Below are 26,477 nucleotides of genomic sequence, written 5' to 3'. Positions count from 1 at the left end.
TTGTGGTGTTGCTGGTGTCATAACGGTAAAATACGTATATGCAAAAGCCGCTTAACTCCCTTCCTAATGATCCTGAACTGCTCAAAGCCATAGTGCTGAGTTTGCAGGGAGAGAACCAGGTTCTGAGCGGCAAAGTGAGCAGCCTTGAAGCCAACGAGACCGCTTTTCTGGATCTGATTTCCCACCTGCGCCTGACACTTACTAAACTTCGAAAACAGCGCTTTGGCTCGTCTTCGGAAAAGATTGACCGCCAGATCGAGCAACTGGAACTGGCGCTGGAACATGCCCAGATGGCTCACCCTTCACAGAGCCCAGAAGAAGACCAGCTACCTGTTCCTGATTTGGTTTCAGACACACCTGAAGCGTCCGTCAAACCAACCCGTGGCAAGCCTCGGGTGCGCGGCGATGTGGAACGCGAACGCGCTACTCTGGAACCTCAAGGAAACTGCCCAGACTGTGGTGGTGAACTGCGGCTCATTGGGGAAGATGTGTCTGAACTTGTTGAGTTCATCACTGCCAGACTGAAGGTGATTGAAACCGCAAGGCCTAAGAAATCCTGCCGCTCTTGTGAAAAAATCGTGCAAGTGCCAGCCCCCACACGGCCTATTGCCCGTTCCAGTGCCGGAGCCAGTCTGCTTTCTCACATTCTGGTCTCCAAATTCGATGATCAGCTTCCGCTCTACCGTAACCGTCCGCTCAGGACCGCCTTACTTGGTTGCGTTTGATTGAGTATTTTCTTCTTCAGTTTTAGTTGAGGAGGCAAGTCATTGTTGGATGAATCGAGGCCACGGCGGTCGTGGACACGGGTAGAAAAGGCGGCAATCACTGCGCAAGTTGGGGTTGATGGAGCAACGCTGTTTGATGTTGCGCAGAGCCATGGTGTCGGCCGGTACTTGCTGAAGCGATGGATGGCTCAGTACTGCGACAGCAACACAAGTGAAAACACGAAGGCTCCCATTTTTGTGCCTGTTGTTGTTACTGATCCTGAGCCTTCAGGACCCACCGTTATTGAGGTTGGGCTCGGGAACGGTCGCAGCCTGAGGGTTTCCAGTGACTTAAGTGATGCGCAGGTTCGCCGGTTTATTGGGCTGGTGGAAGCGACATGATCGGGCCGGGAACAGGTGTGCGGGTTTATCTTGCGTGCGGTGTGACGGATATGCGCAAGGGCATTGCGGGTCTGGCCGCTTTGGCGGAGACGGAATTACGCCAGCGCCCTGCAAATGGCGCCGTGTTTGCGTTTCGCGGTCGGCGCGGCGATCGGATCAAGTTGCTTTACTGGGATGGTCAGGGATTTTGCCTTTACTACAAGGTGCTGGAAAAGGGTCGGTTCCCGTGGCCTTCACCAGTCGATGGCTCAGCCAGATTGACCTCAGCACAGCTGGCCATGCTGTGGGAAGGGATGGACTGGAGACGCCCCAGTTGGGGAGCTCCGCCCGTTCGAATGGGGTGAATATCTTGGGTTTTGAATGAGGTATTACTTTGATATTGGAGATATATGAGGTAAAATATCCATATGAACCAGTCTCTTAACTCCCTTCCTGATGATCCAGTTTTACTCAAGGCCATGGTGCTGGCGTTGCAGGGAAAGGTTGAGAGTTTACAAGCCAATGAGCAGGCCCATCTGGTTCTGATCACATGGTTCAAACAAGCTTTGGCCAAGTTGCGCAGGCAACGCTTTGGCGCATCTTCAGAAAAGATCGACCGCGAGATTGCCCAGCTTGAACTGGCGCTGGAAAACCTGGAGACTGCCCACCCATGCCAGGAGCCGGAAGATGAGCAGTTGCCCGTGCCGGAACTGGCCACCTCCACACTTGAAGAGCCCCCCAAACCGACCCGCGGCAAACCTCGGGTGCGTAGCGATGTGGAACGCGAGCGGGTCACTCTGCAGTCACCCAAAGCGTGCCCCGAGTGTGGCGGCGAGCTGCGGCTCATCGGGGAGGATGTGTCTGAGCTGGTGGAGTTCATCACCGCAAAGCTAAAGGTGATTGAAACAGCGCGGCCCAAGACGTCCTGCCGGGTGTGCGAGAAAATCGTGCAAGCTCCAGCACCAACCCGGCCCATTGAAAAATCCAGTGCCGGAGCCAGCTTACTGGCGCATATTCTGGTCTCCAAGTTCGATGATCATTTGCCGCTATACCGTCAGAACGAAATCCTTGCCCGGCATGGCATTGATATTCCCCGCTCTACTCTGTCGGACTGGTGCGGGCTTGCCATGAAAACGCTGGCTCCGCTGAGCGAACTGCTTAAAGCTGAGGTGATGCTCTCAGATCGCTTGCATACCGATGACACACCCATTGATGTCCTGGGTCGCCAGTTCAAGGCGGCGAGCGGTTCCGGCAAAGCTTCGAGGCAGGGCCGGATCTGGACCTATGTGCGCGATGATCGCCCCTTCGCAGGAGAGGCCCCGCCTATTGCTGCCTATTGGTTCTCCGCAAATCGCAAGGCTGACAACCCGCGATGCCACCTCAAAGAGTTTTCCGGCATTCTGCAGGCCGATGCCTATGCCGGCTACAAGCAACTTTATGACAGCGGGGACATTAAAGAAGCCGCCTGCTGGGCGCATTGGCGCCGCGACTTCCATGATATCTTCACCGCCACCAAATCAGAACTGGCCAGATACGCACTGGAGCAGATCGGTAAGCTTTATGACATTGAACGTCAGATCAGCGGAAAACCACCAGACCTGCGGCATGAAGTGAGGCAGAAGCACAGTAAACCCATCGCTCAGGCCTTCAAGGCCTGGTGCGAGGCTCAGCTTACCCGCATCTCAGGCAAATCACCGCTGGCCAAAGCCATCCGTTATGGCCTCTCCCGTTGGCACGCCTTCACCTTGTTCCTCGACGAGGGTCGCGTCGCGATCGACAACAATGCGGCTGAGCGCGCAGTCAGACCTATTGCATTGGGCCGTAAAAACTTCTTATTTGCCGGATCAATGGCCGGCGGAGAAACTCTGGCGGACGCCATGACGTTGATTGAAACCGCCAAACTCAATGGTCTCAACCCGCAGGACTATCTCACAGATGTCCTTGCCCGCATCAACGATCACATGATCAACCGCCTCCACGAGTTCCTGCCATGGAACTGGAAGCCGGACGCAAAATCACAGCGTCAAGCCCAAATCATGGCGCCTTGAGCGGACGGTTACGGTACTCTTGCGGGTTGAGGCCATTGAACTTGGCGGTTTCAATCAGTGTCATGGCATCGGCGAGCGTTTCACCACCTGCCATGGATCCAGCGAACATCCAGTTTTTCCTGCCCATCACCACTGGCTTGATGGCGCGCTCAGCGGCATTGTTGTCAATGGCGACCCGACCGTCCTCGAGAAACAGGGTGAAGGCGTGCCAGCGTGACAATCCATATCGGATCGCTTTGGCCAGGTTTGATTTTCCGGAGATCCGGGCAAGCTGCGTTTTGCACCAGGCTTTGAAGTGTTCTGCTATGGGCTTACTATATTTCTGCCTTACCTCTCGGCGCAGATCCGGCGGTTTACCATTAATCTGGCGTTCAACGTCGTAAAGCTTGCCAATTTCATGGAGGGCATGCTGTGCCAGTTCCGACTTGGTGGAAGTGAAAATGTCATAGAAGTCGCGCCGCCAATGTGCCCAACATGCCGCTTCTTTTATTCTGCCTGTCTCGAAAAGTTGTTTGTAGCCAGCATAGGCATCGGCCTGCAGTATGCCGGAAAACCCTTTCAGGTGTTCTGCCGGGTTTACGGCCTTGCGATCCGCTGAGAACCAGTAAGCGGCAATGGGTGGGATTTTACCGCCAAAGGAGCGATCATCGCGGACATAGGTCCAGATCCGCCCCTGCTTTTTCGCTTTTCCCGATCTGGAGCTTGCCTTGAAGTGCTGGCCCAGCACATCGACCGGCGTGTCATCGGTGTGCAGTCGATCTGACGTCATGATCTGCCTTTTGATGAGCTCGCATAAAGGACTGAGCGTTTTCATGGAGAGCCCACACCAGTCGGAAAGCGTGGAGCGTGGCACTTCAATACCATGCCTCTCCAGGATCTCGCTCTGCCGGTAGAGCGGAAGCTGATCATCGAATTTGGAGACCAGAATGTGAGAAAGCAGGCTGGCTCCGGCACTGGAACGGGCAATAGGCCGTGTGGGGGCTGGCACTTGCACGATTTTTTCACAAGAGCGGCAGGATTTCTTAGGCCTTGCGGTTTCAATCACCTTCAGTCTGGCAGTGATGAACTCAACAAGTTCAGACACATCTTCCCCAATGAGCCGCAGTTCACCACCACAGTCTGGGCAGTTTCCTTGAGGTTCCAGAGTAGCGCGTTCGCGTTCCACATCGCCGCGCACCCGAGGCTTGCCACGGGTTGGCTTGACGGACGCTTCAGGTGTGTCTGAAACCAAATCAGGAACAGGTAGCTGGTCTTCTTCTGGGCTCTGTGAAGGGTGAGCCATCTGGGCATGTTCCAGCGCCAGTTCCAGTTGCTCGATCTGGCGGTCAATCTTTTCCGAAGACGAGCCAAAGCGCTGTTTTCGAAGTTTAGTAAGTGTCAGGCGCAGGTGGGAAATCAGATCCAGAAAAGCGGTCTCATTGGCTTCAAGGCTGCTCACTTTGCCGCTCAGAACCTGGTTCTCTCCCTGCAAACTCAGCACTATGGCTTTGAGCAGTTCAGGATCATTAGGAAGGGAGTTAAGCGGCTTTTGCATATACGTATTTTACCGTTATGACACCAGCAACACCACAAATATCCTATTGAAACCAATAGATATTCACCCCATTCTTGCTGGCGGAGATCCCCAACTCGGCCGTCTCCAGTCCATCCCTTCCCACAGCATCGCAAGTTGGGCTGACGTCAGTCTGGCCGTGCCGTCTGCGGGCGATGGCCAGGGAAAACAGCCGGTTTCCAACACCTTGTAATAAAGGCAAAAGCCCTGACCATCCCAATAAAGCAGTTTGACCCGATCTCCGCGCCGACCTCGGAATGCAAACACCGCTCCATTTGCCGGGCGCTGACGCAATTCTGTTTCCGCCAGTGCGGCTAAGCCAGAAATCCCCTTGCGCATGTCGGTCACTCCGCAGGCCAGATACACTCGCACGCCTGTTCCCGGCCCAATCATGCCGTTTCCACCAAGACAATGAAGCGCTGGATCTGTGTATCGCTCAGATCGCTGGAAAGCCTCAAGCTGCGTCCTGTGCTCAAACCAACTTCAATACAAACAGGATGTACTGGAGCAGGATCCGGGGCAGCAACCACAACTGGCACAAAGACTGACTGGCGCTCAATATCGGCACTTTCAGCACTGCTAAAATGCTTGAGCCAACGCTTCAGTAGATAACGATCAATGTTGTGTTGGCGGGAAATATCAAGAACAGAGGCACCATCAACCCCAATCTCAGAGATAATCGACAGCTTCTCTTCACGCGTCCACGTGCGCCGCACCTGCTTAACTTTAGACAAGGCCATCCTCCATAAAACTCAGGAGGTAAATACCCTATCAGAAACAAACCCGTAAGGCGGTCCTGAGCGGACGCTTACGATTAATGGTAAACCGCCGGATCTGCGCCGAGAGGTAAGGCAGAAATATAGTAAGCCCATAGCAGAACACTTCAAAGCCTGGTGCAAAACGCAGCTTGCCCGGATCTCCGGAAAATCAAACCTGGCCAAAGCGATCCGATATGGATTGTCACGCTGGCACGCCTTCACCCTGTTTCTCGAGGACGGTCGGGTCGCCATTGACAACAATGCCGCTGAGCGCGCCATCAAGCCAGTGGTGATGGGCAGGAAAAACTGGATGTTCGCTGGATCCATGGCAGGTGGTGAAACGCTCGCCGATGCCATGACACTGATTGAGACCGCCAAGTTCAATGGCCTCAACCCGCAGGACTATCTCACAGATGTCCTTGCCCGCATCAACGATCACATGATCAACCGCCTCCACGAGTTCCTGCCATGGAACTGGAAGCCGGACGCAAAATCACAGCGTCAAGCCCAAATCATGGCGCCTTGAGCGGACGGTTACATAAAGCTTACCGATCTGCTCCAGTGCGTATCTGGCCAGTTCTGATTTGGTGGCGGTGAAGATATCATGGAAGTCGCGGCGCCAATGCGCCCAGCAGGCGGCTTCTTTAATGTCCCCGCTGTCATAAAGTTGCTTGTAGCCGGCATAGGCATCGGCCTGCAGAATGCCGGAAAACTCTTTGAGGTGGCATCGCGGGTTGTCAGCCTTGCGATTTGCGGAGAACCAATAGGCAGCAATAGGCGGGGCCTCTCCTGCGAAGGGGCGATCATCGCGCACATAGGTCCAGATCCGGCCCTGCCTCGAAGCTTTGCCGGAACCGCTCGCCGCCTTGAACTGGCGACCCAGGACATCAATGGGTGTGTCATCGGTATGCAAGCGATCTGAGAGCATCACCTCAGCTTTAAGCAGTTCGCTCAGCGGAGCCAGCGTTTTCATGGCAAGCCCGCACCAGTCCGACAAAGTAGAGCGGGGAATATCAATGCCGTGCCGGGCAAGGATCTCGTTTTGACGGTATAGCGGCAAATGATCATCGAACTTGGAGACCAGAATATGCGCCAGTAAGCTGGCTCCGGCACTGGATTTTTCAATAGGCCGGGTTGGCGCTGGAGCTTGCACGATTTTCTCGCACACCCGACAGGATTTCTTGGGCCTTGCTGTTTCAATCACCTTCAGTTTTGCGGTGATGAACTCCACCAGCTCAGATACATCCTCCCCGATGAGCCGCAGCTTGCCACCACACTCGGGGCACGCTTCTGGTGATTGCAGAGTAACGCGCTCGCGGTCCACATCGCTGCTCACCCGAGGTTTGCCGCGGGTTGGTTTGGGTGGTTTTTCAAGTGCGGAGGTGGCCAGTTCGGGCACGGGTAACCGCTCACCTTCCGGCTCCTGGCATGGGTGGGCAACCTCCAGGTTTTCCAACGCCAGTTCAAGCTGCGCAATCTCGCGGTCGATCTTTTCTGAAGATGCGCCAAAGCGTTGCCTGCGCAACTTAGCCAAAGCTTGTTTGAGTGATGCAATCAGAACCAGATGGGCTTGCTCATTAGCTTGTAAACTCTCAACCTTACCGCTTAAAGCTTCAATCTCACTTTGGGCGGACAACAGCAATGCCTTGAGCAAAGCAGGGTCATTAGGAAGGGGGTTAAGAGATTGGTTCATATGGGTATTTTACCTCATATATCTCCGATATCAAAGCAATGCCTTATTCAAAACCAAAGATATTCACCCCATTCGAGCGGGCGGAGCTCCCCAGCTTGGGCGTCTCCAGTCCATCCCTTCCCACAGCATGGCCAGCTGTGCTGAGGTCAATCTGGCTGAGCCATCGACTGGTGAAGGCCACGGGAACCGGCCCTTTTGTAGGGTAAGAGACGTCAGCCACAGCTGACGTTTCTCCCCTCCGAACCGTACGTGCGGCTTTCACCGCATACGGCTCTCCATTCAAGCTTGGCTAGAAAGCCAGCACGAGACCACGATAGTGCGTTTCGTAGAAAGGAGCCTCGTTCTTTTCCCGAAGATAAGGATTTGAACGTGGTGTCTTCCAGCGGAATTGCCCGCGCTGATGATTGGTTAGCCGGTACAAGATGCTTGAAACGCGTACTCCTTCTTTCGTCATCGAGTGCACCATCCATGTCTTGGCTTTTAAGCCATACGGCCGCGCGAACCACTTTCGCATCAGACGAGAGATGCGCGAGCGATACTTGCGCCCCAGCCAATGTGCCATTTTCCAGAACACGACGGTATCGACGTGCTGGAAGACCTTGGATGTGTAATCGGTGAACTGATAGAAGTTTGCCCAACCCATGAGTTGGCGGTTTAGCCGCTTAATCATGTCGGTATGGGGCGTATTGTGGTCGCCGCTAAGAGCCTTAACCAGTCGATGTTTGAAACCGCTGGTTTTCTCTCGGGGAATGGTCGTTACTGGCCGCATCACGCCACGGGGACCGCGTTTGCGAATGATCCGGTGACCGAGAAAGACAAACCCATCATTAACATGAGTGACATGGGTTTTCTCCATGTTTAACGTCAATGCCAGATCGCCTTCCAGGAATGCTCGGCATTCCTCGCGTACCGCGAGCGCCTGTGCCTTCGTGCCTTTGACGATGACAACAAAGTCATCGGCATAACGGCAATAGGACACTGCCGGTCTGCGACAGCGGTTCTCACGAACCGCCACAGGGCTGGCTTTTCTGACGCTCTCATTCCAACCACGACGTTTGTTGCGCGCTGCTTTTCCAAGGAATTTCTCATCCATCCAACGATCAAACTCATTGAGCATAATGTTGGACAGAAGCGGAGAAAGAACCCCGCCTTGAGGAACGCCCTTGCTGGCGGCGCAGAAGAGGCCTTTATCGATGTGACCTGCCTTCAAAAGCCTCCAGAGCAGTGCGATAAACCGTTTGTCCCGGATGCGCTTGCGCACACACGAGAGCAGCTTGCGGTGATGGACAGTATCAAAGTAGCTTGCTAGATCACCTTCGATCACCCAGCGACCCTTTGTGTTCCTGCCATCCGTTGTCTGCATCAAAACGGCCCGGATCGCGTGGTGCACGCTACGCTGTGGCCTGAAACCATATGAGTAAGGACTGAAGTCGCTTTCCCAAATCGGCTCCATCACCATCAGCATGGCGCGCTGTACTATGCGATCCGTCAGTGTCGGTATTCCCAACGGTCTCAGCTTTCCGTTCCCTTTCGGGATGTAGACGCGTCGTGTTGGAGCGGGCGCATAGGTCCCATCCAGCAGAGATCGCCCCAACGTCGCAAGGAGTTCCTCCTCATTTTGTCGGAAACGATCTCGGTCCACGCCATCTACGCCCGGGGTCTTTGCGCCGCTCGACGCCAAGGCAACCCGGGCAGCCTCAGTCAGCCAAGTCCGATCGGCAATTAAGCGTAAGAGGCGATCAAATCTTCTGGTTCGCTCGTCCTGCGCCCATTTCGCAAGCTTGTGTTGCATGTCGCTGATTATCAAAGGTCTTCACCTCGTTGTGGTCAGTTAATGTGCAGCCCTAAGCAGCTTGAACTGTTCCCCTTCGCCATGTGACAGGCTTTCCCTATCTCGGACTACTACGGGAACTCCGCCAGCGTGGCCGTCATCGGGGTGAACTCCCTTGCGAGTATTAAATATACCAACCTCATTCGGCACACGCCTTCCCTCGTTCCTATGTTGGACTTAAAGCGTATTGGTTAGGCTGCCGGCCGTAGTCTTTTCCCTTGCGTCCCGCAAGTCGGCATCGGCCATCGCCAACAAACTGCATAAGTTGACGACACCCTCGAAAGCGTTTCTGGAGTACGCTGTCGGTTTGCGCGCTTCCGGTCATGAAATCCATGGCGCGACCGATGTTCCGCCTGTTAAGCCATGTAGGCGGAGGCTACAATTCAGCCCCTCAGATACGGTTTAGCCGGTTCGTGTTCCTCAACCTTCCAATACTCAGCCTGAAGATGGGTCTTGACTTAATGGCTTCGTCGCACATCTCTTTATCCCACGGGCTACGTCACCTTGCCAGTTCACGACAAATCACCGCCGCTTCGGCTCTCGCCCTTTCGCAGTAAAGGACGGTCTGTTAAAGGAAACCCCTCCTTTCACTAGAATTCCAAACATAAGCGCCCCGGTCGAAACCAGGTTCGAGGCGCACCCAGCACCTTGTAATAAAGGCAAAACCCCTGACCATCCCAGTAAAGCAACTTGATCCGGTCGCCGCGCCGGCCGCGAAACGCAAACACGGCGCCATTTGCAGGGCGCTGGCGTAATTCCGTCTCCGCCAAAGCGGCCAGACCCGCAATGCCCTTGCGCATATCCGTCACACCGCACGCAAGATAAACCCGCACACCTGTTCCCGGCCCGATCATGTCGCTTCCACCAGCCCAATAAACCGGCGAACCTGCGCATCACTTAAGTCACTGGAAACCCTCAGGCTCCGGCCGTTCCCGAGCCCAACCTCAATAACTACTGGTCCTGAAGGCTCAGGATCAGTAACAACAACAGGCACAAAAAGGGGAGCCTTCGTGTTTTCACTTGTGTTGCTGTCGCAGTACTGAGCCATCCATCGCTTCAGCAAGTACCGGCCGACACCATGGCTCTGCGCAACATCAAACAGCGTTGCTCCATCAACCCCAACTTGCGCAGTGATTGCCGCCTTTTCTACCCGTGTCCACGACCGCCGTGGCCTCGATTCATCCAACAATGACTTGCCTCCTCAACTAAAACTGAAGAAGAAAATACTCAATCAAACGCAACCAAGTAAGGCGGTCCTGAGCGGACGGTTACATTCCGGCTGATATTTCCTTCAATGAAGATTCACTTCATGCCGTTTAAAGCCAATGCTGATCGCCGACATAAGTTTGCCAAAGCCAAATACAAAGTGACGAACTGGTCGAAGTATAATGAAAGCTTGCGTCGTCGCGGCGATGTCACGGTTTGGATTGAAGAGAGCGCTGCCAAGGCTTGGTTTGCACCCGAGAACCAACGACGTGGACGGCCCGCCAAGTTTTCAGAGCTTGCCATTGAAACCTGTTTGCAGATCCGGGTCGTATTCGGTCTTGCTTTGAGGCAGACTCAAGGGTTTGTGAGGTCTGTGTTCCATTTGATGGAGTTGGTTTTACCGGTTCCTGACTTTTCAACCCTGTCGCGCCGCGCAGATGGCTTGAAACTTTCAAAACCCAAACCGCGAACGAACTCTGAGCCAGTAGCGCTGGTAATCGATAGTACAGGCGTTAAGATCTTTGGTGCCGGAGAATGGCAGGAAACCAAGCATGGAACCAGGATAAAGCGCAGAACTTGGCGCAAAATTCACCTTGGCCTTGATCTAAATACCGGCGAAATCGTATGTTCTGAACTGACTGAGGATACGGTTGCCGATCCAGCCGTTGTGCCGGATCTGTTGGATCAGGTTGAGGGTCCGGTGGCAACGTTTTTAGGGGATGGCGCTTATGATGGCTTCACGACACGACAGGAAATAGCAAAGCGCTATGACGGTGTTGAGATCATCATTCCACCTCCCAAAACAGCTATCCCCGGCCCACAGGCTGCCACCGCCCCCACTGCTCGCGACCGGGATATTCTTGCCATTCAAAAGAACGGCAGGATGTCTTGGCAAAAGCAAACCGGATATGGTCGAAGGTCTCGAGGCGAAACCTTGATGGGCCGCTTTAAGCAGGTGATCGGGACCACGCTCAGGTCACGAAAGCTGAACAATCAGAGGACAGAGGCAAAACTTGGCGTCGCCGTCCTCAACACAATGACCGCCCTCGGACGCGCTGCGTTCAAGAAGGTTTCTGCATGATCAGATGCATGGGATTGGGCAAGCTGCAAGCTAATTTCGAATTGTGCAACAAGGCCGATTAGGGCGAGTTGTAAGCATATTTCGAATTGCGCAACAGCGCCGAAAGTAAATTACTTTAAGGTTTATGATAAAACAAATTACACCTTTTATTATCTCATGTGTTTACCCTCGGTAATACTGATCACACAATCTGAATCAATTAATATATTTCATTGATACCAACCAGAGTATTTAAACAAACCAGTTGATATACCTATTAAACATGTCTAATGTAAATTATGTTATTAATCTAACTGTAAGGAATAAATATCTATGGGGAGTAGTAAACGATCTGGATGGTTTGGGCTGTTTATCGGGCTAGCCATTTTAATGGGGGCATCTTCAGCGCATTCTAGCCAGTATAACATTGGGCCGATCATCGGACCGCTTGGCGTTCTAAATATGCAGATGTGGCGTGTTCCAGTTAAGCTTGAGGATGATAGTAGGACGATTACTCTAGATGTCACTTCTTTTCGGCCTGTTGGCGATGGGCCATTTCCGCTTGTGATTGTCAATCACGGTGCCTCCCAGAAGGCTCCGGCCAACGGACCATATGATTTTCGCCCCGATTCTGCTATTAGATGGTTTTTGGAAAAAGGGTATGCGGTTGCTGTTTTGATCCGAAGAGGATACGGTCGTTCAGAGGGTAAACGATCCACCATTAAAGGTTGCGATCCCAAAAAGGCGAAAATAGCATATGACGAGAACGCCCACGATATTCTAAGCACTATAAGCTTCTTCCAACGACAAGATTTCGTACTTAGTAATCGTGTTGTTTTGGTTGGTTTTTCAGCAGGTGGAAACAGCGTCCTCGCTGCCGCAAGCAAACGTCCAGTTGGCATGGAAGCTGTAATCGCATTCGCACCTGGTGCGAAAACTGTGACCCCTAGTAAGCTTATCTGTAATAAAAGCATTATTGGGGGATTATACAGAGCGTACGGCTCCAAAAACGAACTACCTATTCTTTGGGTGTATTCACAAAATGACCAGTTTTATAGTCCTAGATTAGCTCGTTTCTTTTTTGAATCATATTCATCGGAAAACAAATCTAAGCAGGAACTTGTTATTTTGCCGTCCGATAGAAAAAATGGTCATAATCTATTCCTTAGAGAGGAAGGGCCTGAGATTTGGGGGGCGTCCATTGAGGCATTTCTTGAGCAATAGCGAAAGGATATCTGGAGCAGGTCTGGCATTGCTAACTTATTTTGAGTTAGCTTTAAAAGCTCACATTGAGCAGATTCTAAGCTGCCATTTCAGCATTATAGTCGGCCCAAAGGGTAAAGGCATTAGATCTTGCGTGACGATAGAAATGAGAGGAAAGTTTTCTATGCTGTTATTCAAACCCTTGTGGGCGCGGTGGTCTGCTTTAGGGGCGAGGGTTTTGACCAGTTTGGTGTAACTTCGCAGTTTATTTGTCACAACGACCCGAGGCTCGTCATATTTCTTGACCAGTTTCTTAAAGAAACGTTTCGCTGCCTTAGAGCCTGACCAAAAAGTAGTTGAATGAATTGAAAAGGTTATTAGTCCATGGGTTCGAGACGACCAATCTCTTGCTTGTCCAGATGGATCGTGATTGGAAGGGCGGCAGGCCAGCCCAACAGCGGGAGTGATCGACAGCCAATCGGTTAAAACCACAGAAAGCGGCGGAGTATGTGGCTTTGATGCTGGCAAGAAGATCAAAGGTCGCAAACGTCACATCCTGACAGACGCATTAGACAACCTTTTGGTCATTCTCGTTCATAGAGCCGCGATCCAGGATCGAGACGGCGCTCCACAGCAGCTCCAGGCTGCCCGAATGCGGTGGTTCCCATGGCTGCGTCATGTCTTCGCAGACGGCGGCTATGCCGGCGATAAACTCCGTCTTGCCTTGGCCGGCCAGGGAAACTGGACGATCGAGATTATCAAGCGCTCTGACCAGGTGAAGGGCTTTGAAATACTGCCACGTCGATGGGTTGTGGAACGCACGTTTGTCTGAATTGGGAGGTGTCGCAGGATGGCAAAAGATTGGGAGAAACTAACCAGCGTGTCACAGGCCTGGGCAACAATCGCTCACATTAGAACCCTCATACGTAGGATTGCAAGGTATTGTTAATACTGAGAAACTTTTGTGTCAGGCTCTTAGCGTTCCGGCGTTACTGAACAAGAATGTCAAGCACGTCGCCGTTAGCGTCAATCGTGCGCCATAGCCAATATTGCACCCCGTAAATGGTGATCACAGCTTCATCAAGATGCCATTCATCATTGGGTTTCGGCCGATCCCTTGTGAACACAATCTGCAAAAAGAGACCCGAAACGATTGACCCAAAGCCGCATAGTCTCCCGGCTGACAATAGTGCCACGCTCAGCAAAAAGGTCTTCCACGTCCGTTTAGCTCATTGAAAACCGATAATACGGCGTATGCGATGATTTCACGAGGGAAACGAAAGCCTATCAGACGCGAAAACGAACTCGGAATCTTTATTAAGGCTGCGCAGCAAATGTGAAATAAATTGGCAAGGCCATTCCCTGTATCGCGACGGACACGGGCTTTCTATAGGCGGTGGAAGCGGTAGTGTTTTGCGGGATATATCCTCTCGAACGTTTGTAACTTAATAAAATACCTAAATATAAAGTAGATACTACATGGATCAGAAAATTAATTATTATAAGATTAATGATAAAATCATATCCTCCATTTATGACATTTGGGAGCGTGGCGAAAGCTATGGCGACAGCGTCACCCCATCCACTTGGGCAAGTGCCTATCGCCGCATGATGGTGGAACTCCTATGTCGCTACTCGTCAAACAAAGACGCAAATATATTGTCTCTAGGATGTGGCAACGCCACCGTTGAAGGTGAATTAGTCAGTCTTGGTTACAATATAAGCGGTCTCGACTTGAACCATGAAGCGCTAGGTTATGCCGCTCAGAAAGGGATCGCTACGATTGAGGGGGATTTTTATGATTTTTTACCAGAAGTAAAGTTTGACATCGTCTATGCAGATGGTTTTTTTGGTCACCTTTGGAACGTCGATCAAAACGCTCGCAATATTTATCAACGTATAAGTAACTTCATGTTGAAACCAAATGGAACGATCATTGTTTCCAACGACGCACCACGGTTTTCGGAGAAGGCTTTACAAAAGCATCCAAATGTACCTGATTTCTACTTTATGTCAGGGCATTACCTTGCAAGCGAAGCAAAATCTGTTGGCCTTCAGAACATTGAAGTAAATACGTTCTTCTATCACCGTCCTGTATCCGGAGCCTGTCCACGCACTATCGTAGTGTCAAAGTGGACCTAAAGCGTTTCGATCGAAAATTGAATCATTGAGGTTCACAAAGAGGTGTAAGTGTGCTTTCCTGCGTTTGGGAGGATCACACAGAGGTGGTCCCGTTTGTTTGGACAGTTGATCGTGTTTTATAAGCGGATCGGCTCCGATTATGCTGCAGCCTGAGTTATGTGCTGCGGGTGATTGTAATAAGCCTGATCCGGGGTATTCTAGTCAAGCGATGAATGTGGGCGTTTCTGATTATAAAAGGCGATGAATTTACCGATGGCCTTTCTAGCTTCTGGCACACTGGCGTAAGCTTTGAGGTAGACCTCCTCATATTTGATTGTGCGCCAGAACGGCCTTGTTGCACAATTCGAAATTAGCTTGCAGCTTGCCCAATCCCATGCATCTGATCATGCAGAAACCTTCTTGAACGCAGCGCGTCCGAGGGCGGTCATTGTGTTGAGGACGGCGACGCCAAGTTTTGCCTCTGTCCTCTGATTGTTCAGCTTTCGTGACCTGAGCGTGGTCCCGATCACCTGCTTAAAGCGGCCCATCAAGGTTTCGCCTCGAGACCTTCGACCATATCCGGTTTGCTTTTGCCAAGACATCCTGCCGTTCTTTTGAATGGCAAGAATATCCCGGTCGCGAGCAGTGGGGGCGGTGGCAGCCTGTGGGCCGGGGATAGCTGTTTTGGGAGGTGGAATGATGATCTCAACACCGTCATAGCGCTTTGCTATTTCCTGTCGTGTCGTGAAGCCATCATAAGCGCCATCCCCTAAAAACGTTGCCACCGGACCCTCAACCTGATCCAACAGATCCGGCACAACGGCTGGATCGGCAACCGTATCCTCAGTCAGTTCAGAACATACGATTTCGCCGGTATTTAGATCAAGGCCAAGGTGAATTTTGCGCCAAGTTCTGCGCTTTATCCTGGTTCCATGCTTGGTTTCCTGCCATTCTCCGGCACCAAAGATCTTAACGCCTGTACTATTGTCAATGCTGGGTCAAATTTCCCCAAAAGTGCTGGACCAAATTTCCCCAGTTTGAGGTTTGGTGACCAGCCTTTTTTTTAGGTCTAGTTCTCCTTTTTAGGTGGTCTTCCGCGACGTTTGGGTGGTGGTGGAGGAGTTATTGATGCGTTGGCTCTTATATGCTCTGGAATAAGGTCGGTGTGACCGCGCAAGCGGTAGCTTGCGCCTTCGATGTGAATGACAACGGCATGATGTAACAGTCTGTCGAGAAGAGCGGTTGCAACAACACGATCGCCAAAGATCTCTCCCCATTCTGCAAAGCCACGGTTTGACGTGAGGATCATCGAGCCTTTTTCATAACGGGCATTGACGAGTTGGAAGAACAGGTTTGCCCCTCCTGTGGTGATTGGCAGATAGCCAATCTCATCGACGATCAACAGAGAGGTTCGTGCAAAGAAACGCAGTTTCTCCGTCAGCCGGCCTTCTCTTTCAGCTTTTGCCAAGGCTTCAATCAGGTCAGCTAAGGCGATGCGATAGACGCGCTTTCCCGCTTTAACGGCAGCAACTCCCAAAGCCGTTGCCAGGTGGCTCTTCCCGGTTCCAGGTGGTCCCAGAAAGTGAAGCACTTCATTGCGGGTGATAAACTCCAGCTCTGCCAGAGCCATGATGCGCTCCCGGTCCAATGAGGGCTGGAATGTGAAGTCAAAGCTTTCCAGTGTTTTGATGGGTGTAAGGTAACCGTCCGCTCAAGGCGCCATGATTTGGGCTTGACGCTGTGATTTTGCGTCCGGCTTCCAGTTCCATGGCAGGAACTCGTGGAGGCGGTTGATCATGTGATCGTTGATGCGGGCAAGGACATCTGTGAGATAGTCCTGCGGGTTGAGACCATTGAGTTTGGCGGTTTCAATCAACGTCATGGCGTCCGCCAGAGTTTCTCCGCCGGCCATTGATCCGGCAAATAAGAAGTTTTTACGGCCCAATGCAATAGGTCTGACTGCGCGCTCAGCCGCATTGTTGTCGATCGCGACGCGGCCCTCGTCGAGGAACAAGGTGAAGGCGTGCCAACGGGAGAGGCCATAACGGATGGCTTTGGCCAGCGGTGATTTGCCTGAGATGCGGGTAAGCTGAGCCTCGCACCAGGCCTTGAAGGCCTGAGCGATGGGTTTACTGTGCTTCTGCCTCACTTCATGCCGCAGGTCTGGTGGTTTTCCGCTGATCTGACGTTCAATGTCATAAAGCTTACCGATCTGCTCCAGTGCGTATCTGGCCAGTTCTGATTTGGTGGCGGTGAAGATATCATGGAAGTCGCGGCGCCAATGCGCCCAGCAGGCGGCTTCTTTAATGTCCCCGCTGTCATAAAGTTGCTTGTAGCCGGCATAGGCATCGGCCTGCAGAATGCCGGAAAACTCTTTGAGGTGGCATCGCGGGTTGTCAGCCTTGCGATTTGCGGAGAACCAATAGGCAGCAATAGGCGGGGCCTCTCCTGCGAAGGGGCGATCATCGCGCACATAGGTCCAGATCCGGCCCTGCCTCGAAGCTTTGCCGGAACCGCTCGCCGCCTTGAACTGGCGACCCAGGACATCAATGGGTGTGTCATCGGTATGCAAGCGATCTGAGAGCATCACCTCAGCTTTAAGCAGTTCGCTCAGCGGAGCCAGCGTTTTCATGGCAAGCCCGCACCAGTCCGACAGAGTAGAGCGGGGAATATCAATGCCATGCCGGGCAAGGATTTCGTTCTGACGGTATAGCGGCAAATGATCATCGAACTTGGAGACCAGAATATGCGCCAGTAAGCTGGCTCCGGCACTGGATTTTTCAATGGGTCGGGTTGGTGCTGGAGCTTGCACGATTTTCTCGCACACCCGGCAGGACGTCTTGGGCCGCGCCGTTTCAATCACCTTTAGCTTTGCGGTGATGAACTCCACCAGCTCAGACACATCCTCCCCGATGAGCCGCAGCTCGCCGCCACACTCGGGGCACGCTTTGGGTGACTGCAGAGTGACCCGCTCGCGTTCCACATCGCTACGCACCCGAGGTTTGCCGCGGGTCGGTTTGGGGGGCTCTTCAAGTGTGGAGGTGGCCAGTTCCGGCACGGGCAACTGCTCATCTTCCGGCTCCTGGCATGGGTGGGCAGTCTCCAGGTTTTCCAGCGCCAGTTCAAGCTGGGCAATCTCGCGGTCGATCTTTTCTGAAGATGCGCCAAAGCGTTGCCTGCGCAACTTGGCCAAAGCTTGTTTGAACCATGTGATCAGAACCAGATGGGCCTGCTCATTGGCTTGTAAACTCTCAACCTTTCCCTGCAACGCCAGCACCATGGCCTTGAGTAAAACTGGATCATCAGGAAGGGAGTTAAGAGACTGGTTCATATGGATATTTTACCTCATATATCTCCAATATCAAAGTAATACCCCATTCAAAACCCAAGATATTCACCCCATTCGAGCGGGCGGAGCTCCCCAACTGGGGCGTCTCCAGTCCATCCCTTCCCACAGCATGGCCAGCTGTGCTGAGGTAAGTCGGGCTGAGCCATCGACTGGTGAAGGCCACGGGAACCGACCCTTTTGTAGGGTAAGAGACGTCAGCCACAGCTGACGTTTCTCCCCTCCGAACCGTACGTGCGGCTTTCACCGCATACGGCTCTCCATTCAAGCTTGGCTAGAAAGCCAGCACGAGACCACGATAGTGGGTTTCGTAGAAAGGAGCCTCGTTCTTTTCCCGAAGATAAGGATTTGAACGTGGTGTCTTCCAGCGGAATTGCCCGCGCTGATGATTGGTTAGCCGGTACAAGATGCTTGAAACGCGTACTCCTTCTTTCGTCATCGAGTGCACCATCCATGTCTTGGCTTTTAAGCCATCCGGCCGCGCGAACCACTTTCGCATCAGACGAGAGATGCGCGAGCGATACTTGCGCCCCAGCCAATGTGCCATTTTCCAGAACACGACGGTATCGACGTGCTGGAAGACCTTGGATGTGTAATCGGTGAACTGATAGAAGTTTGCCCAACCCATGAGTTGACGGTTTAGCCGCTTAATCATGTCGCTATGGGCCATGTTGTGGTCGCCGCAAAGAGCCTTAACCATGCGGTATTTGAACCCCCTGGTTTTCTCCCGGGGAATGGTTGTTACTGGTCGCATCACGCCACGGGGACCGCGTTTGCGAATGATCCGGTGACCGAGAAAGACAAACCCATCATTAACATGAGTGACATGGGTTTTCTCCATGTTTAACGTCAATGCCAGATCGCCTTCCAGGAATGCTCGACATTCCTCGCGTACCGCGAGCGCCTGTGCCTTCGTGCCTTTGACGATGACAACAAAGTCATCGGCATAACGGCAATAGGACACTGCCGGTCTGCGACAGCGGTTCTCACGAACCGCCACAGGGCTGGCTTTTCTGACGCTCTCATTCCAACCACGACGTTTGTTGCGCGCTGCTTTTCCAAGGAATTTCTCATCCATCCAACGATCAAACTCATTGAGCATAATGTTGGACAGAAGCGGAGAAAGAACCCCGCCTTGAGGAACGCCCTTGCTGGCGGCGCAGAAGAGGCCTTTATCGATGTGACCTGCCTTCAAAAGCCTCCAGAGCAGTGCGATAAACCGTTTGTCCCGGATGCGCTTGCGCACACACGAGAGCAGCTTGCGGTGATGGACAGTATCAAAGTAGCTTGCCAGGTCACCTTCGATCACCCAGCGACCCTTTGTGTTCCTGCCATCCGTTGTCTGCATCAAAACGGCCCGGATCGCGTGGTGCACGCTACGCTGTGGCCTGAAACCATATGAGTAAGGACTGAAGTCGCTTTCCCAAATCGGCTCCATCGCCATCAACATGGCGCGCTGTACTATGCGATCCGTCAGTGTCGGTATTCCCAACGGTCTCAGCTTTCCGTTCCCTTTCGGGATGTAGACGCGTCGTGTTGGAGCGGGCGCATAGGTCCCATCCAGCAGAGATCGCCCCAACGTCGCAAGGAGTTCCTCCTCATTTTGTCGGAAACGATCTCGGTCCACGCCATCTACGCCCGGGGTCTTTGCGCCGCTCGACGCCAAGGCAACCCGGGCAGCCTCAGTCAGCCAAGTCCGATCAGCAATTAAGCGTAAGAGGCGATCAAATCTTCTGGTTCGCTCGTCCTGCGCCCATTTCGCAAGCTTGTGTTGCATGTCGCTGATTATCAAAGGTCTTCACCTCGTTGTGGTCAGTTAATGTGCAGCCCTAAGCAGCTTGAACTGTTCCCCTTCGCCATGTGACAGGCTTTCCCTATCCCGGACTACTACGGGAACTCCGCCAGCGTGGCCGTCATCGGGGTGAACTCCCTTGCGAGTATTAAATATACCAACCTCATTCGGCACACGCCTTCCCTCGTTCCTATGTTGGACTTAAAGCGTATTGGTTAGGCTGCCGGCCGTAGTCTTTTCCCTTGCGTCCCGCAAGTCGGCATCGGCCATCGCCAACAAACTGCATAAGTTGACGACACCCTCGAAAGCGTTTCTGGAGTACGCTGTCGGTTTGCGCGCTTCCGGTCATGAAATCCATGGCGCGACCGATGTTCCGCCTGTTAAGCCATGTAGGCGGAGGCTACAATTCAGCCCCTCAGATACGGTTTAGCCGGTTCGTGTTCCTCAACCTTCCAATACTCAGCCTGAAGATGGGTCTTGACTTAATGGCTTCGTCGCACATCTCTTTATCCCACGGGCTACGTCACCTTGCCAGTTCACGACAAATCACCGCCGCTTCGGCTCTCGCCCTTTCGCAGTAAAGGACGGTCTGTTAAAGGAAACCCCTCCTTTCACTAGAATTCCAAACATAAGCGCCCCGGTCGAAACCAGGTTCGAGGCGCACCCAGCACCTTGTAGTAAAGGCAAAATCCCTGACCATCCCAGTAAAGCAACTTGATCCGGTCGCCGCGCCGGCCGCGAAACGCAAACACGGCGCCATTTGCCGGGCGCTGGCGTAATTCCGTCTCCGCCAAAGCGGCCAGACCCGCAATGCCCTTGCGCATATCCGTCACACCGCACGCAAGATAAACCCGCACACCTGTTCCCGGCCCGATCATGTCGCTTCCACCAGCCCAATAAACCGGCGAACCTGCGCATCACTTAAGTCACTGGAAACCCTCAGGCTGCGACCGTTCCCGAGCCCAACCTCAATAACGGTGGGTCCTGAAGGCTCAGGATCAGTAACAACAACAGGCACAAAAATGGGAGCCTTCGTGTTTTCACTTGTGTTGCTCTCGCAGTACTGAGCCATCCATCGCTTCAGCAAGTACCGGCCGACACCATGGCTCTGCGCAACATCAAACAGCGTTGCTCCATCAACCCCAACTTGCGCAGTGATTGCCGCCTTTTCTACCCGTGTCCACGACCGCCGTGGCCTCGATTCATCCAACAATGACTTGCCTCCTCAGCTGAAACTGAAGAAGAAAATACTCAATCAAATGCAACCAAGTAAGGCGGTACTGAGCGGACGGTTACGGTGTAAGGCGGGCTGTTGTCAGAGCGACACCAATGCGGCGACCTTCGCGCGTTGAATACTCTTCATTGAGCAGACTGTCTAAAGCCTCCAGTGCTGTGAGCTCGCCTTGTTCCAGCTGGCTGAGCGTGTGGTCGAGCACCTCTAATGCCCGAGGCATTTTCAAGCCCACCAGTGAAGACTGAATACGTTTACTAAGAGAACTCATGGTTTGCCTCCCGCCCTGGCAAGTCGCTGGCCTACGGCTTCATAGAACTCCAGCGGGCGTTGACTTACACCGCTGTGTTTGGCTGGCTCTTTCCCGCCACGGCGGCGCTGTGTTGTCCGTGGAAGGGCTTTACGATGATGTGGGTCAACCTGACGCTGGTTCTTGCCTTCCAATACCGGGTGGGTGGCAACCAGTTGACCCTCTTCATAGATGCGAACCTCTTGCGGATGATGCTGGACTTCAACCCACGGCTAACGCATGAAACTATAAGCTTATGATTTTTTGCATATAGTCGTTGTTCCAGCCTGCTGTTTTTCGATGCCTTTTAATGCTGCCCTTGCGCGTTGTGTCGGCTTTGACAAGGTTGATAGAAATCTTCCTCAAGACACTTAAATTTGCGGCTGCATTCCGGTCGCGAATGCGGCTGTCGTCCTCTCGAAATCCAACATCAAGCACCCAGTGCAGACTTTCGATGGCCCAATGATTACGGATCGCAGCGGCAATAACGACAGGCGAAGCCTCGGCGCTGGTGAGAAAATAACGAATATCGGCAGTGACTTTGGAAGGTCCTCCGCCATGGACATGATTGAGGGAAGAAATTGTTTCTACTGCCAGAACTTGCGCTAGTTTCGGCCAGTCTTGCAAAGTTTGCAGCTTGCTGATGTCTTCGCAAACAAAGGCTCGGCGTCGGGTCACTCGCCCATGATTGTTGTCAATTGTATCGGCAACCGGACGCAATTGACCTGACATGTCGAACGCATTCCTCTTAAAATAACCTTTTACTTCGTGGTGGGCTTTTTTCTGGTTACCTTTCAAGGCGATAAGATAATCTGCGCCGCAGTTTACAATTGTTTGCGATATTGCTTTATAACAATGCAGTGCATCCAGGCTGATCAAGCTGCCGGTCAGCTCTAGTCCGGCCAGCAGGTCAGGAAGGACAGTGGTTTCTCCCGCCTTTTCACTCACCACACGCTGTGCCAGTGTCACGCCGCTGCCGGTGGAAAATGCACTCACAACATGAAGCGGTGATTGCCCGGTGCGCCGGTTAAATGATCGCCGCATAGTCTTACCATCAATAGCAATATGATCCGGTTCCCCGTCATTCGTAGTTCTAGTGAAAGCCGTTCGGGTCCAGTGCAGGAAGCAAGCTTCAAACTGGTTCGCGTCAATCAGCATAAACACCCGCCGGAACGTGTCATGCGAAGGGATGCCATTGGGAAGAGTGAGGAACTGGCACAACCAGTCATGCTTACAATGGCCGTAATCGGCAATATCCTCATAGCTTTCAGCACCCGCCAGCACTGCGCACACCGAAATCGCTAGAATATCCCCCAATAGATGCTCTGTTTTGCACCCTTGGCGTGGGTCATTAATCTGCCCGAAGCTTTCCAGTAAGTTCATGAAAATCACAGCGTCCCCCTCGTTTCGAGAAGAATCATCTAACCTATTGGATTCATGTTGTGAATCCTAAATCAGGTTTCATGCGTTAGCCGTGGACTTCAACCCTGCGCTTCTTGACGGTGTCAGGCACTGAATAAAGGTTCCCTGCAACTGAGACCATGCCTTCATGTGTCACCCGTCGTTCCACCAGCAAAACAGCATCATAAGGGTGTGCTGGCAAAGGGATCAGAGCAGGCTGTTCCGCGCAGAAAGCCTCCTTCACGACACGATTGGTAGTGGCATGAACGCGGGCATTGGCAAAGTCCTCGCACCATCTTGTGAACTGGGCATTGAGATCACCCAGATCGCGGAATGTGCGAGCGAGAAAGAAATCCTGCCGGATGTAGCGAAATGGACGCTCGACCTTACCTTTGGTCTTGGCCCGGTATGGCTGGCAAGCATCCGGCTGAGCGCCATAATGGTCCAAAAGAGCGACAAGAGATGGGTTAAAGCGAACAGTACCATCTGGATCTTCTCCCAAAACGGCTGTCTTCATGCGATCATACAGCACCTCCAGTGTGGCACCGCCGAAGGCTTCAAAGGCTGCAATATGACAGCGCAGGACTGTTTCCAGTTTTTGATTGGAACAATAGCGTCCCCACACAAACCGAGAATTACCAAGAACAATAGAAAACAAAAAGACTTTGCGCGTCACGCCCGGTTCACTGGTGAACTCTACCTGAAATTCAGCAAAATCCACCTGTGCCTGCTGGCCGGGTGCTGTCTCAAAGCGTCGTTCGAACGGGCGTGCCGAAGCTGGGCGAAGCTCGCGAAGATACTCCGTTACAGTGGAGTAACCGCCTTCAAATCCCAGTGCCTTTAACTCACGGTGTAAGCGCCGGGCAGACAGGCCTGGGAACCGCTCCAGGCGTTCAAGCAAGTAGTCTTTGTAGTCCTCCAGCATACGCCCATCACGCTGACGAGGTCCGTAAACAGGGGCTTCAAGGCCTTGGTGCAGATATTTAGCGACTGTCTTTCTATCCAGGCTCGCTTTGCGCGCTATGGCACTTATAGACAAGCCTTGCTGCTTCAAATTATGGATCATTACGATCTTCCCGAGATTGACCACCCCTCCGCACCCCTTTTTCCAACCGGAACGTGAGGGAGAGTTTGGCCAGCTTTTGATTGAAGGGGCATGCCCCTTCAATCAAAAGTCAAAGCTGCGAAAGTGGGGAATTTTCAAGCAGCACAAATGGGGAGAATACATCCAGCACTGACAACTATCGATTACCAGCGCTACTGGCTCAGAGTTCGTTCGCGGTTTGGGTTTTGAAAGTTTCAAGCCATCTGCGCGGCGCGACAGGGTTGAAAAGTCAGGAACCGGTAAAACCAACTCCATCAAATGGAACACAGACCTCACAAACCCTTGAGTCTGCCTCAAAGCAAGACCGAATACGACCCGGATCTGCAAACAGGTTTCAATGGCAAGCTCTGAAAACTTGGCGGGCCGTCCACGTCGTTGGTTCTCGGGTGCAAACCAGGGCTAACGCATGAAAGGCATTTCTAACCTAACTTGATGTCGAGTGGGAATATGTTAGGGCCAATTCTGTAAATTTGTTTCAAAAATACAGGCAAAAGTTGTCTTCTGGCTGCCAAAATTTGCTTCAAATTGCTTCATGCGTTAGCCGTGGGGTGCAAACCAAGCCTTGGCAGCGCTCTCTTCAATCCAAACCGTGACATCGCCGCGACGACGCAAGCTTTCATTATACTTCGACCAGTTCGTCACTTTGTATTTGGCTTTGGCAAACTTATGTCGGCGATCAGCATTGGCTTTAAACGGCATGAAGTGAATCTTCATTGAAGGAAATATCAGCCGGAATATACGCCGGAAGCGTATTTATGCAACATGTGTGCGCCATAGCCGTGAAGACTGGATTGAGCATCCTGCAGATGCTGAACATTAACCACCGTTATTGTACATGTCCATAACGGCCAAGGGTGCATTGAAAATACTGGGTTTTTGAACCTGTTTTTTGCGAATGTACAAAAGTAATTCATTTGTTTTATTTTTGTACATCGACTTGTGTACATGCTGAAGCCATAATATAATTAGCAAATACAGTGGGTTAGATTTCATTTCCTATTGTCGCATCTTATCAATATTTATGTTTTTGGACAAACAGGCTGCAAAAATGATTTTTGGCTATGTTCGTGTCTCTACCGAAGAGCAGAATCTAAGAATGCAACAGCAAGCTTTGAGCGATGCTGGTTGCGAGGAGATTCTTGCTGACAAAGGGGTGAGGGGCAACGCTGTTGTTAAGCCCCAGCTTGCTCGCCTTCTCGATAAAGCACGAGACGGGGATACCATTGTCGTTTGGCGGCTGGACCGTCTTTCCCGATCCCTGCAAGACCTCCTTGCTTTGATGGAGGATCTGGAGCAGCGTGGTTTGCATCTACACTCCATTAAGGAACAGGTTGATACGAATAGCCCAGGCGGAATGCTCTACTTTCATATGGTGGGAGCATTTGCGCAATTTGAGCGTGACGTAATTCGCGAGCGTACTCGGTCAGGCTTGGAAAGTGCTAAACTTGCGGGTGTGAAGCTCGGCAGGCCGCAAAAGTTAACCGACGAACAATGGCAAGCTTTAAGGCCGCACATAACACCTCATCCAGATAACAACGGGAAGTGGCAAGGTATCGCGAAAGCTGCAACGCTTGCTGGGGTGAGCAGATCTTCAATCTACCATCGCTTGCAATTGGAAGCGCAGGAAGCGCCACAGACAGATGAGGTCGAAACCTAAGAGAGGTTGCTATGAACAATGTAAACCTTGGTGATGCTGGCGGACGGATCAAACGCCTCAAATATTATGCAATTGGTCAATGAGATGCTTCGGTGTTGGATCAATCGTTGTAAGCCATATAAACGAAGCACCCATCCCCAAACGCCTCTAAGCGTCCCCCAAAAGGACCGACGAGCTGCTCTTTTACTTGCTCTTCGGTCAGGTGTTCGGGGTAGCGCCCCTCCAAACGAACGCCTGACGGCACAGTAGTTTCCTTAAGGACTTTTACCTTGCCTTCCTTCTCTGTGTCCATCTTAGCAAGATATGAGAAATAAGCGTCTTCAGCTTGCCGCTGAGCTTCTTCCTTGGTCGGCGCAAGCCCTTGTTCGATAAGCTTCATATCAGCAGCGACCCAATACCACTGCTCGCCGCCCTTAGGTGCAAGCTCTTTGTAAGTTCTTAAGTATACATCTGGCCTGTTTGGGTCTTTGGCGGTTCCGTCATCAGGCTTATCGCGCCAGCTCAGGTGCCATTTAAGGCGGGGTTGGTATCCCACTTTGGGGGGCTCCTTAGTTGGAATTTTTGCGTTTCTTTGCCCACCAAAGCAGAAGCTTTATCTTTTTTACGACAAAAAATAGGTGGATCTTTCTTAGGAGAGATAGTTCTTCTAAAGACTGTACTTGGCTTGGGTCTCTCCCCAGATAGATGTAATCAAGGGGTTGCCCCGTCCGTTTCTTGACCTCCAGTGCAGCCGCAAGCGGGATCCGCGCCATTCCAGCTTCCCACTCGACGTAATCTGCCTCGTTAACCCCTAATTGAGCAGCGAATACAGGAGGATCTAAATCCTGTTCATGCCTAATTCCTTCCAGTCGCTGACCTATTTCAACGAGACTGGCTCCCGGTACATCTGACATATCCCGAACAACTCTCCTTTTATGGACTACCTTCGCTCAATGAGCTCTCTTTGACTTGTTGGGCCATCGCTTCGAGCCCCTCGACGCTGGTGGCTGTAATTTCGGCTCTGTTGCAAAGTTTTGCTTGGACCGAAAAACTAGAAAATCATTCCAGTACATCCCTCAATACGCTAAGCATCACTTCAGAATTTTCCAAATCCGGTCAA

At 52.3% G+C, this 26,477-nt stretch carries 29 protein-coding genes and 7 pseudogenes; 11 read left to right on the top strand and 25 right to left on the bottom strand.

Going from position 1 to position 26,477, the window contains the following annotated elements; all coding sequences use genetic code 11:
* Window positions 1-38: 38 nt before the first annotated feature.
* From BLS62_RS30285 to BLS62_RS30270, 4 genes are all read left to right on the top strand, one after another.
* Entirely contained in the window at window positions 39-725 is a 687-nt protein-coding gene (locus tag BLS62_RS30285) for an IS66 family transposase zinc-finger binding domain-containing protein (RefSeq protein WP_093191606.1), read from the top strand.
* A 42-nt stretch (window positions 726-767) separates the two neighbouring features.
* A complete protein-coding gene (locus tag BLS62_RS30280; RefSeq protein WP_093178124.1) occupies window positions 768-1,106 on the top strand; it encodes a transposase in 339 nt (112 codons plus the stop codon).
* The gene (gene tnpB / locus BLS62_RS30275; protein WP_093190191.1) at window positions 1,103-1,450 is read left to right on the top strand and encodes an IS66 family insertion sequence element accessory protein TnpB; all 348 of its coding nucleotides are present in this window, start codon (window positions 1,103-1,105) and stop codon (window positions 1,448-1,450) included. Before BLS62_RS30280 ends, tnpB (BLS62_RS30275) begins: the two co-directional genes overlap by 4 nt.
* Window positions 1,451-1,513: 63 nt before the next feature.
* Window positions 1,514-3,133, top strand: a complete 1,620-nt coding sequence (locus BLS62_RS30270) for an IS66 family transposase (protein WP_093180813.1) — start codon at window positions 1,514-1,516, stop codon at window positions 3,131-3,133.
* Here BLS62_RS30270 and BLS62_RS30265 read toward each other — a convergent pair.
* The 3 genes from BLS62_RS30265 to BLS62_RS30255 form a co-directional block, all read right to left on the bottom strand.
* Complete coding sequence (locus BLS62_RS30265) at window positions 3,120-4,667, bottom strand: IS66 family transposase (RefSeq protein WP_093191600.1); 1,548 nt, start codon at window positions 4,665-4,667, stop codon at window positions 3,120-3,122. The genes BLS62_RS30270 and BLS62_RS30265 overlap by 14 nt on opposite strands.
* Window positions 4,668-4,730: 63 nt before the next feature.
* Complete coding sequence (gene tnpB, locus BLS62_RS30260; RefSeq protein WP_093175290.1) at window positions 4,731-5,078, bottom strand: IS66 family insertion sequence element accessory protein TnpB; 348 nt, start codon at window positions 5,076-5,078, stop codon at window positions 4,731-4,733.
* Entirely contained in the window at window positions 5,075-5,419 is a 345-nt protein-coding gene (locus BLS62_RS30255) for a transposase (protein WP_159436448.1), read from the bottom strand. Before BLS62_RS30255 ends, tnpB (BLS62_RS30260) begins: the two co-directional genes overlap by 4 nt.
* 64 nt (window positions 5,420-5,483) lie before the next feature.
* On the opposite strand from BLS62_RS30255, the pseudogene BLS62_RS30250 reads away from it, so the two are divergent.
* Window positions 5,484-5,969 (top strand): annotated as a pseudogene (locus BLS62_RS30250) (transposase); the annotation flags it as partial.
* Here BLS62_RS30250 and BLS62_RS30245 read toward each other — a convergent pair.
* From BLS62_RS30245 to BLS62_RS30225, 5 genes are all read right to left on the bottom strand, one after another.
* Entirely contained in the window at window positions 5,937-7,136 is a 1,200-nt protein-coding gene (locus tag BLS62_RS30245) for an IS66 family transposase (RefSeq protein WP_093191595.1), read from the bottom strand. The pseudogene BLS62_RS30250 and the gene BLS62_RS30245 overlap by 33 nt on opposite strands.
* A 63-nt stretch (window positions 7,137-7,199) precedes the next feature.
* Window positions 7,200-7,352: a transposase gene (gene tnpB / locus BLS62_RS30240; RefSeq protein WP_244283473.1), complete on the bottom strand. Its 153-nt coding sequence runs from the start codon at window positions 7,350-7,352 to the stop codon at window positions 7,200-7,202.
* Window positions 7,353-7,425: 73 nt separating this feature from the next.
* Window positions 7,426-8,943, bottom strand: a complete 1,518-nt coding sequence (gene ltrA, locus BLS62_RS30235) for a group II intron reverse transcriptase/maturase (RefSeq protein WP_348271852.1) — start codon at window positions 8,941-8,943, stop codon at window positions 7,426-7,428.
* Window positions 8,944-9,557: 614 nt separating this feature from the next.
* Window positions 9,558-9,821, bottom strand: a complete 264-nt coding sequence (tnpB, locus tag BLS62_RS30230) for an IS66 family insertion sequence element accessory protein TnpB (RefSeq protein WP_093175362.1) — start codon at window positions 9,819-9,821, stop codon at window positions 9,558-9,560.
* Complete coding sequence (locus tag BLS62_RS30225) at window positions 9,818-10,156, bottom strand: transposase (protein WP_093191590.1); 339 nt, start codon at window positions 10,154-10,156, stop codon at window positions 9,818-9,820. The genes tnpB (BLS62_RS30230) and BLS62_RS30225 overlap by 4 nt, the downstream gene beginning before the upstream one ends.
* A 105-nt stretch (window positions 10,157-10,261) precedes the next feature.
* On the opposite strand from BLS62_RS30225, the gene BLS62_RS30220 reads away from it, so the two are divergent.
* Together BLS62_RS30220 and BLS62_RS30215 are read left to right on the top strand one after the other, a co-directional pair.
* The gene (locus BLS62_RS30220; protein ID WP_244283690.1) at window positions 10,262-11,254 is read left to right on the top strand and encodes an IS5 family transposase; all 993 of its coding nucleotides are present in this window, start codon (window positions 10,262-10,264) and stop codon (window positions 11,252-11,254) included.
* Between the two features lie 312 nt (window positions 11,255-11,566).
* Window positions 11,567-12,457 (top strand): alpha/beta hydrolase, encoded by an 891-nt coding sequence (locus BLS62_RS30215; RefSeq protein ID WP_093191582.1) that lies wholly within the window; start codon window positions 11,567-11,569, stop codon window positions 12,455-12,457.
* Between the two features lie 60 nt (window positions 12,458-12,517).
* Here the strand turns inward: BLS62_RS30215 and BLS62_RS32865 are convergent, their stop codons facing one another.
* Window positions 12,518-12,928, bottom strand: a complete 411-nt coding sequence (locus tag BLS62_RS32865; protein WP_348271877.1) for a DDE-type integrase/transposase/recombinase — start codon at window positions 12,926-12,928, stop codon at window positions 12,518-12,520.
* Between BLS62_RS32865 and BLS62_RS30205 the strand changes: the two are divergent.
* A pseudogene (locus BLS62_RS30205) lies at window positions 12,867-13,385 on the top strand (IS5 family transposase); the annotation flags it as partial. The gene BLS62_RS32865 and the pseudogene BLS62_RS30205 overlap by 62 nt on opposite strands.
* Window positions 13,386-13,428: 43 nt before the next feature.
* Here BLS62_RS30205 and BLS62_RS30200 read toward each other — a convergent pair.
* Window positions 13,429-13,754, bottom strand: a pseudogene (locus tag BLS62_RS30200) (DDE-type integrase/transposase/recombinase); the annotation flags it as partial.
* 161 nt (window positions 13,755-13,915) lie between these two features.
* Between BLS62_RS30200 and BLS62_RS30195 the strand changes: the two are divergent.
* Window positions 13,916-14,578, top strand: a complete 663-nt coding sequence (locus tag BLS62_RS30195; RefSeq protein ID WP_093191577.1) for a class I SAM-dependent methyltransferase — start codon at window positions 13,916-13,918, stop codon at window positions 14,576-14,578.
* Between the two features lie 197 nt (window positions 14,579-14,775).
* On the opposite strand, the gene BLS62_RS30190 is transcribed toward BLS62_RS30195, so the two are convergent.
* From BLS62_RS30190 to BLS62_RS30150, 9 genes and pseudogenes are all read right to left on the bottom strand, one after another.
* A complete protein-coding gene (locus BLS62_RS30190; RefSeq protein WP_348271878.1) occupies window positions 14,776-14,928 on the bottom strand; it encodes an integrase core domain-containing protein in 153 nt (50 codons plus the stop codon).
* A 33-nt stretch (window positions 14,929-14,961) separates the two neighbouring features.
* On the bottom strand, window positions 14,962-15,549 hold the full coding sequence (locus BLS62_RS30185; protein ID WP_093191572.1) for an IS5 family transposase: 588 nt from the start codon (window positions 15,547-15,549) through the stop codon (window positions 14,962-14,964).
* Window positions 15,550-15,626: 77 nt separating this feature from the next.
* A pseudogene (istB, locus tag BLS62_RS30180) lies at window positions 15,627-16,247 on the bottom strand (IS21-like element helper ATPase IstB); the annotation flags it as partial.
* A 21-nt stretch (window positions 16,248-16,268) separates the two neighbouring features.
* Window positions 16,269-17,888: an IS66 family transposase gene (locus BLS62_RS30175; protein ID WP_093180813.1), complete on the bottom strand. Its 1,620-nt coding sequence runs from the start codon at window positions 17,886-17,888 to the stop codon at window positions 16,269-16,271.
* Between the two features lie 63 nt (window positions 17,889-17,951).
* Window positions 17,952-18,110 (bottom strand): IS66 family insertion sequence element accessory protein TnpB, encoded by a 159-nt coding sequence (gene tnpB, locus BLS62_RS30170; RefSeq protein WP_143521489.1) that lies wholly within the window; start codon window positions 18,108-18,110, stop codon window positions 17,952-17,954.
* A 67-nt stretch (window positions 18,111-18,177) separates the two neighbouring features.
* Window positions 18,178-19,695 carry a group II intron reverse transcriptase/maturase gene (ltrA, locus tag BLS62_RS30165; RefSeq protein WP_348271876.1) on the bottom strand — a complete coding sequence of 506 codons (1,518 nt, stop codon included), beginning with the start codon at window positions 19,693-19,695 and terminating at the stop codon, window positions 18,178-18,180.
* A gap of 614 nt (window positions 19,696-20,309) precedes the next feature.
* Window positions 20,310-20,573 carry an IS66 family insertion sequence element accessory protein TnpB gene (gene tnpB, locus BLS62_RS30160; protein ID WP_093175362.1) on the bottom strand — a complete coding sequence of 88 codons (264 nt, stop codon included), beginning with the start codon at window positions 20,571-20,573 and terminating at the stop codon, window positions 20,310-20,312.
* Window positions 20,570-20,908 carry a transposase gene (locus BLS62_RS30155; protein WP_093191562.1) on the bottom strand — a complete coding sequence of 113 codons (339 nt, stop codon included), beginning with the start codon at window positions 20,906-20,908 and terminating at the stop codon, window positions 20,570-20,572. Before BLS62_RS30155 ends, tnpB (BLS62_RS30160) begins: the two co-directional genes overlap by 4 nt.
* Before the next feature lie 79 nt (window positions 20,909-20,987).
* Window positions 20,988-21,197, bottom strand: a complete 210-nt coding sequence (locus BLS62_RS30150; RefSeq protein WP_093191558.1) for a hypothetical protein — start codon at window positions 21,195-21,197, stop codon at window positions 20,988-20,990.
* Window positions 21,198-21,256: 59 nt separating this feature from the next.
* Here BLS62_RS30150 and BLS62_RS31180 point away from each other — a divergent pair, with 59 nt between their 5' ends.
* Window positions 21,257-21,475 (top strand): hypothetical protein, encoded by a 219-nt coding sequence (locus BLS62_RS31180; RefSeq protein WP_159436616.1) that lies wholly within the window; start codon window positions 21,257-21,259, stop codon window positions 21,473-21,475.
* Here the strand turns inward: BLS62_RS31180 and BLS62_RS30145 are convergent.
* The 4 genes and pseudogenes from BLS62_RS30145 to BLS62_RS30615 form a co-directional block, all read right to left on the bottom strand.
* Window positions 21,462-22,598: an ISAs1 family transposase gene (locus BLS62_RS30145; protein ID WP_093191553.1), complete on the bottom strand. Its 1,137-nt coding sequence runs from the start codon at window positions 22,596-22,598 to the stop codon at window positions 21,462-21,464. The two genes, BLS62_RS31180 and BLS62_RS30145, sit on opposite strands and share 14 nt — an antisense overlap.
* A 91-nt stretch (window positions 22,599-22,689) precedes the next feature.
* A pseudogene (gene istA / locus BLS62_RS30140) lies at window positions 22,690-23,706 on the bottom strand (IS21 family transposase); the annotation flags it as partial.
* Between the two features lie 150 nt (window positions 23,707-23,856).
* Window positions 23,857-24,105: pseudogene (locus tag BLS62_RS30135) on the bottom strand (transposase); the annotation flags it as partial.
* A 195-nt stretch (window positions 24,106-24,300) separates the two neighbouring features.
* A pseudogene (locus tag BLS62_RS30615) lies at window positions 24,301-24,420 on the bottom strand (IS5/IS1182 family transposase); the annotation flags it as partial.
* A 349-nt stretch (window positions 24,421-24,769) separates the two neighbouring features.
* Between BLS62_RS30615 and BLS62_RS30130 the strand changes: the two are divergent.
* The gene (locus BLS62_RS30130; protein WP_093191785.1) at window positions 24,770-25,378 is read left to right on the top strand and encodes a recombinase family protein; all 609 of its coding nucleotides are present in this window, start codon (window positions 24,770-24,772) and stop codon (window positions 25,376-25,378) included.
* A 100-nt stretch (window positions 25,379-25,478) separates the two neighbouring features.
* Here the strand turns inward: BLS62_RS30130 and BLS62_RS30125 are convergent, their stop codons facing one another.
* Both BLS62_RS30125 and BLS62_RS30120 read right to left on the bottom strand, forming a co-directional pair.
* Complete coding sequence (locus BLS62_RS30125) at window positions 25,479-25,913, bottom strand: hypothetical protein (RefSeq protein ID WP_093191538.1); 435 nt, start codon at window positions 25,911-25,913, stop codon at window positions 25,479-25,481.
* Between the two features lie 13 nt (window positions 25,914-25,926).
* Window positions 25,927-26,271 carry a hypothetical protein gene (locus tag BLS62_RS30120; protein WP_093191534.1) on the bottom strand — a complete coding sequence of 115 codons (345 nt, stop codon included), beginning with the start codon at window positions 26,269-26,271 and terminating at the stop codon, window positions 25,927-25,929.
* Between the last annotated feature and the right edge of the window lie 206 nt (window positions 26,272-26,477).

The organism is Pseudovibrio sp. Tun.PSC04-5.I4, assembly GCF_900104145.1.
In the GTDB taxonomy this organism is placed as follows: Bacteria; Pseudomonadota; Alphaproteobacteria; order Rhizobiales; family Stappiaceae; genus Pseudovibrio.
Note: the sequence above shows the minus strand (reverse complement) of the source record. Positions and strands in the feature narration are given on the sequence as shown.

What these genes read in the sequence shown, in the direction of transcription:
- BLS62_RS30285 (WP_093191606.1), top strand. Translation starts at nt 39, where the DNA reads ATGCAAAAGCCGCTTAACTCCCTTCCTAATGATCCTGAACTGCTCAAA.
- tnpB (WP_093190191.1), top strand. Translation starts at nt 1,103, where the DNA reads ATGATCGGGCCGGGAACAGGTGTGCGGGTTTATCTTGCGTGCGGTGTG.
- BLS62_RS30270 (WP_093180813.1), top strand. Translation starts at nt 1,514, where the DNA reads ATGAACCAGTCTCTTAACTCCCTTCCTGATGATCCAGTTTTACTCAAG.
- BLS62_RS30265 (WP_093191600.1), bottom strand. Translation starts at nt 4,667, where the DNA reads ATGCAAAAGCCGCTTAACTCCCTTCCTAATGATCCTGAACTGCTCAAA.
- tnpB (WP_093175290.1), bottom strand. Translation starts at nt 5,078, where the DNA reads ATGATTGGGCCGGGAACAGGCGTGCGAGTGTATCTGGCCTGCGGAGTG.
- BLS62_RS30245 (WP_093191595.1), bottom strand. Translation starts at nt 7,136, where the DNA reads ATGAACCAATCTCTTAACCCCCTTCCTAATGACCCTGCTTTGCTCAAG.
- tnpB (WP_093175362.1), bottom strand. Translation starts at nt 9,821, where the DNA reads ATGATCGGGCCGGGAACAGGTGTGCGGGTTTATCTTGCGTGCGGTGTG.
- BLS62_RS30220 (WP_244283690.1), top strand. Translation starts at nt 10,262, where the DNA reads ATGAAGATTCACTTCATGCCGTTTAAAGCCAATGCTGATCGCCGACAT.
- BLS62_RS30215 (WP_093191582.1), top strand. Translation starts at nt 11,567, where the DNA reads ATGGGGAGTAGTAAACGATCTGGATGGTTTGGGCTGTTTATCGGGCTA.
- BLS62_RS30195 (WP_093191577.1), top strand. Translation starts at nt 13,916, where the DNA reads ATGGATCAGAAAATTAATTATTATAAGATTAATGATAAAATCATATCC.
- BLS62_RS30175 (WP_093180813.1), bottom strand. Translation starts at nt 17,888, where the DNA reads ATGAACCAGTCTCTTAACTCCCTTCCTGATGATCCAGTTTTACTCAAG.
- tnpB (WP_093175362.1), bottom strand. Translation starts at nt 20,573, where the DNA reads ATGATCGGGCCGGGAACAGGTGTGCGGGTTTATCTTGCGTGCGGTGTG.
- BLS62_RS30150 (WP_093191558.1), bottom strand. Translation starts at nt 21,197, where the DNA reads ATGAGTTCTCTTAGTAAACGTATTCAGTCTTCACTGGTGGGCTTGAAA.
- BLS62_RS30145 (WP_093191553.1), bottom strand. Translation starts at nt 22,598, where the DNA reads ATGAACTTACTGGAAAGCTTCGGGCAGATTAATGACCCACGCCAAGGG.
- BLS62_RS30130 (WP_093191785.1), top strand. Translation starts at nt 24,770, where the DNA reads ATGATTTTTGGCTATGTTCGTGTCTCTACCGAAGAGCAGAATCTAAGA.
- BLS62_RS30120 (WP_093191534.1), bottom strand. Translation starts at nt 26,271, where the DNA reads ATGTCAGATGTACCGGGAGCCAGTCTCGTTGAAATAGGTCAGCGACTG.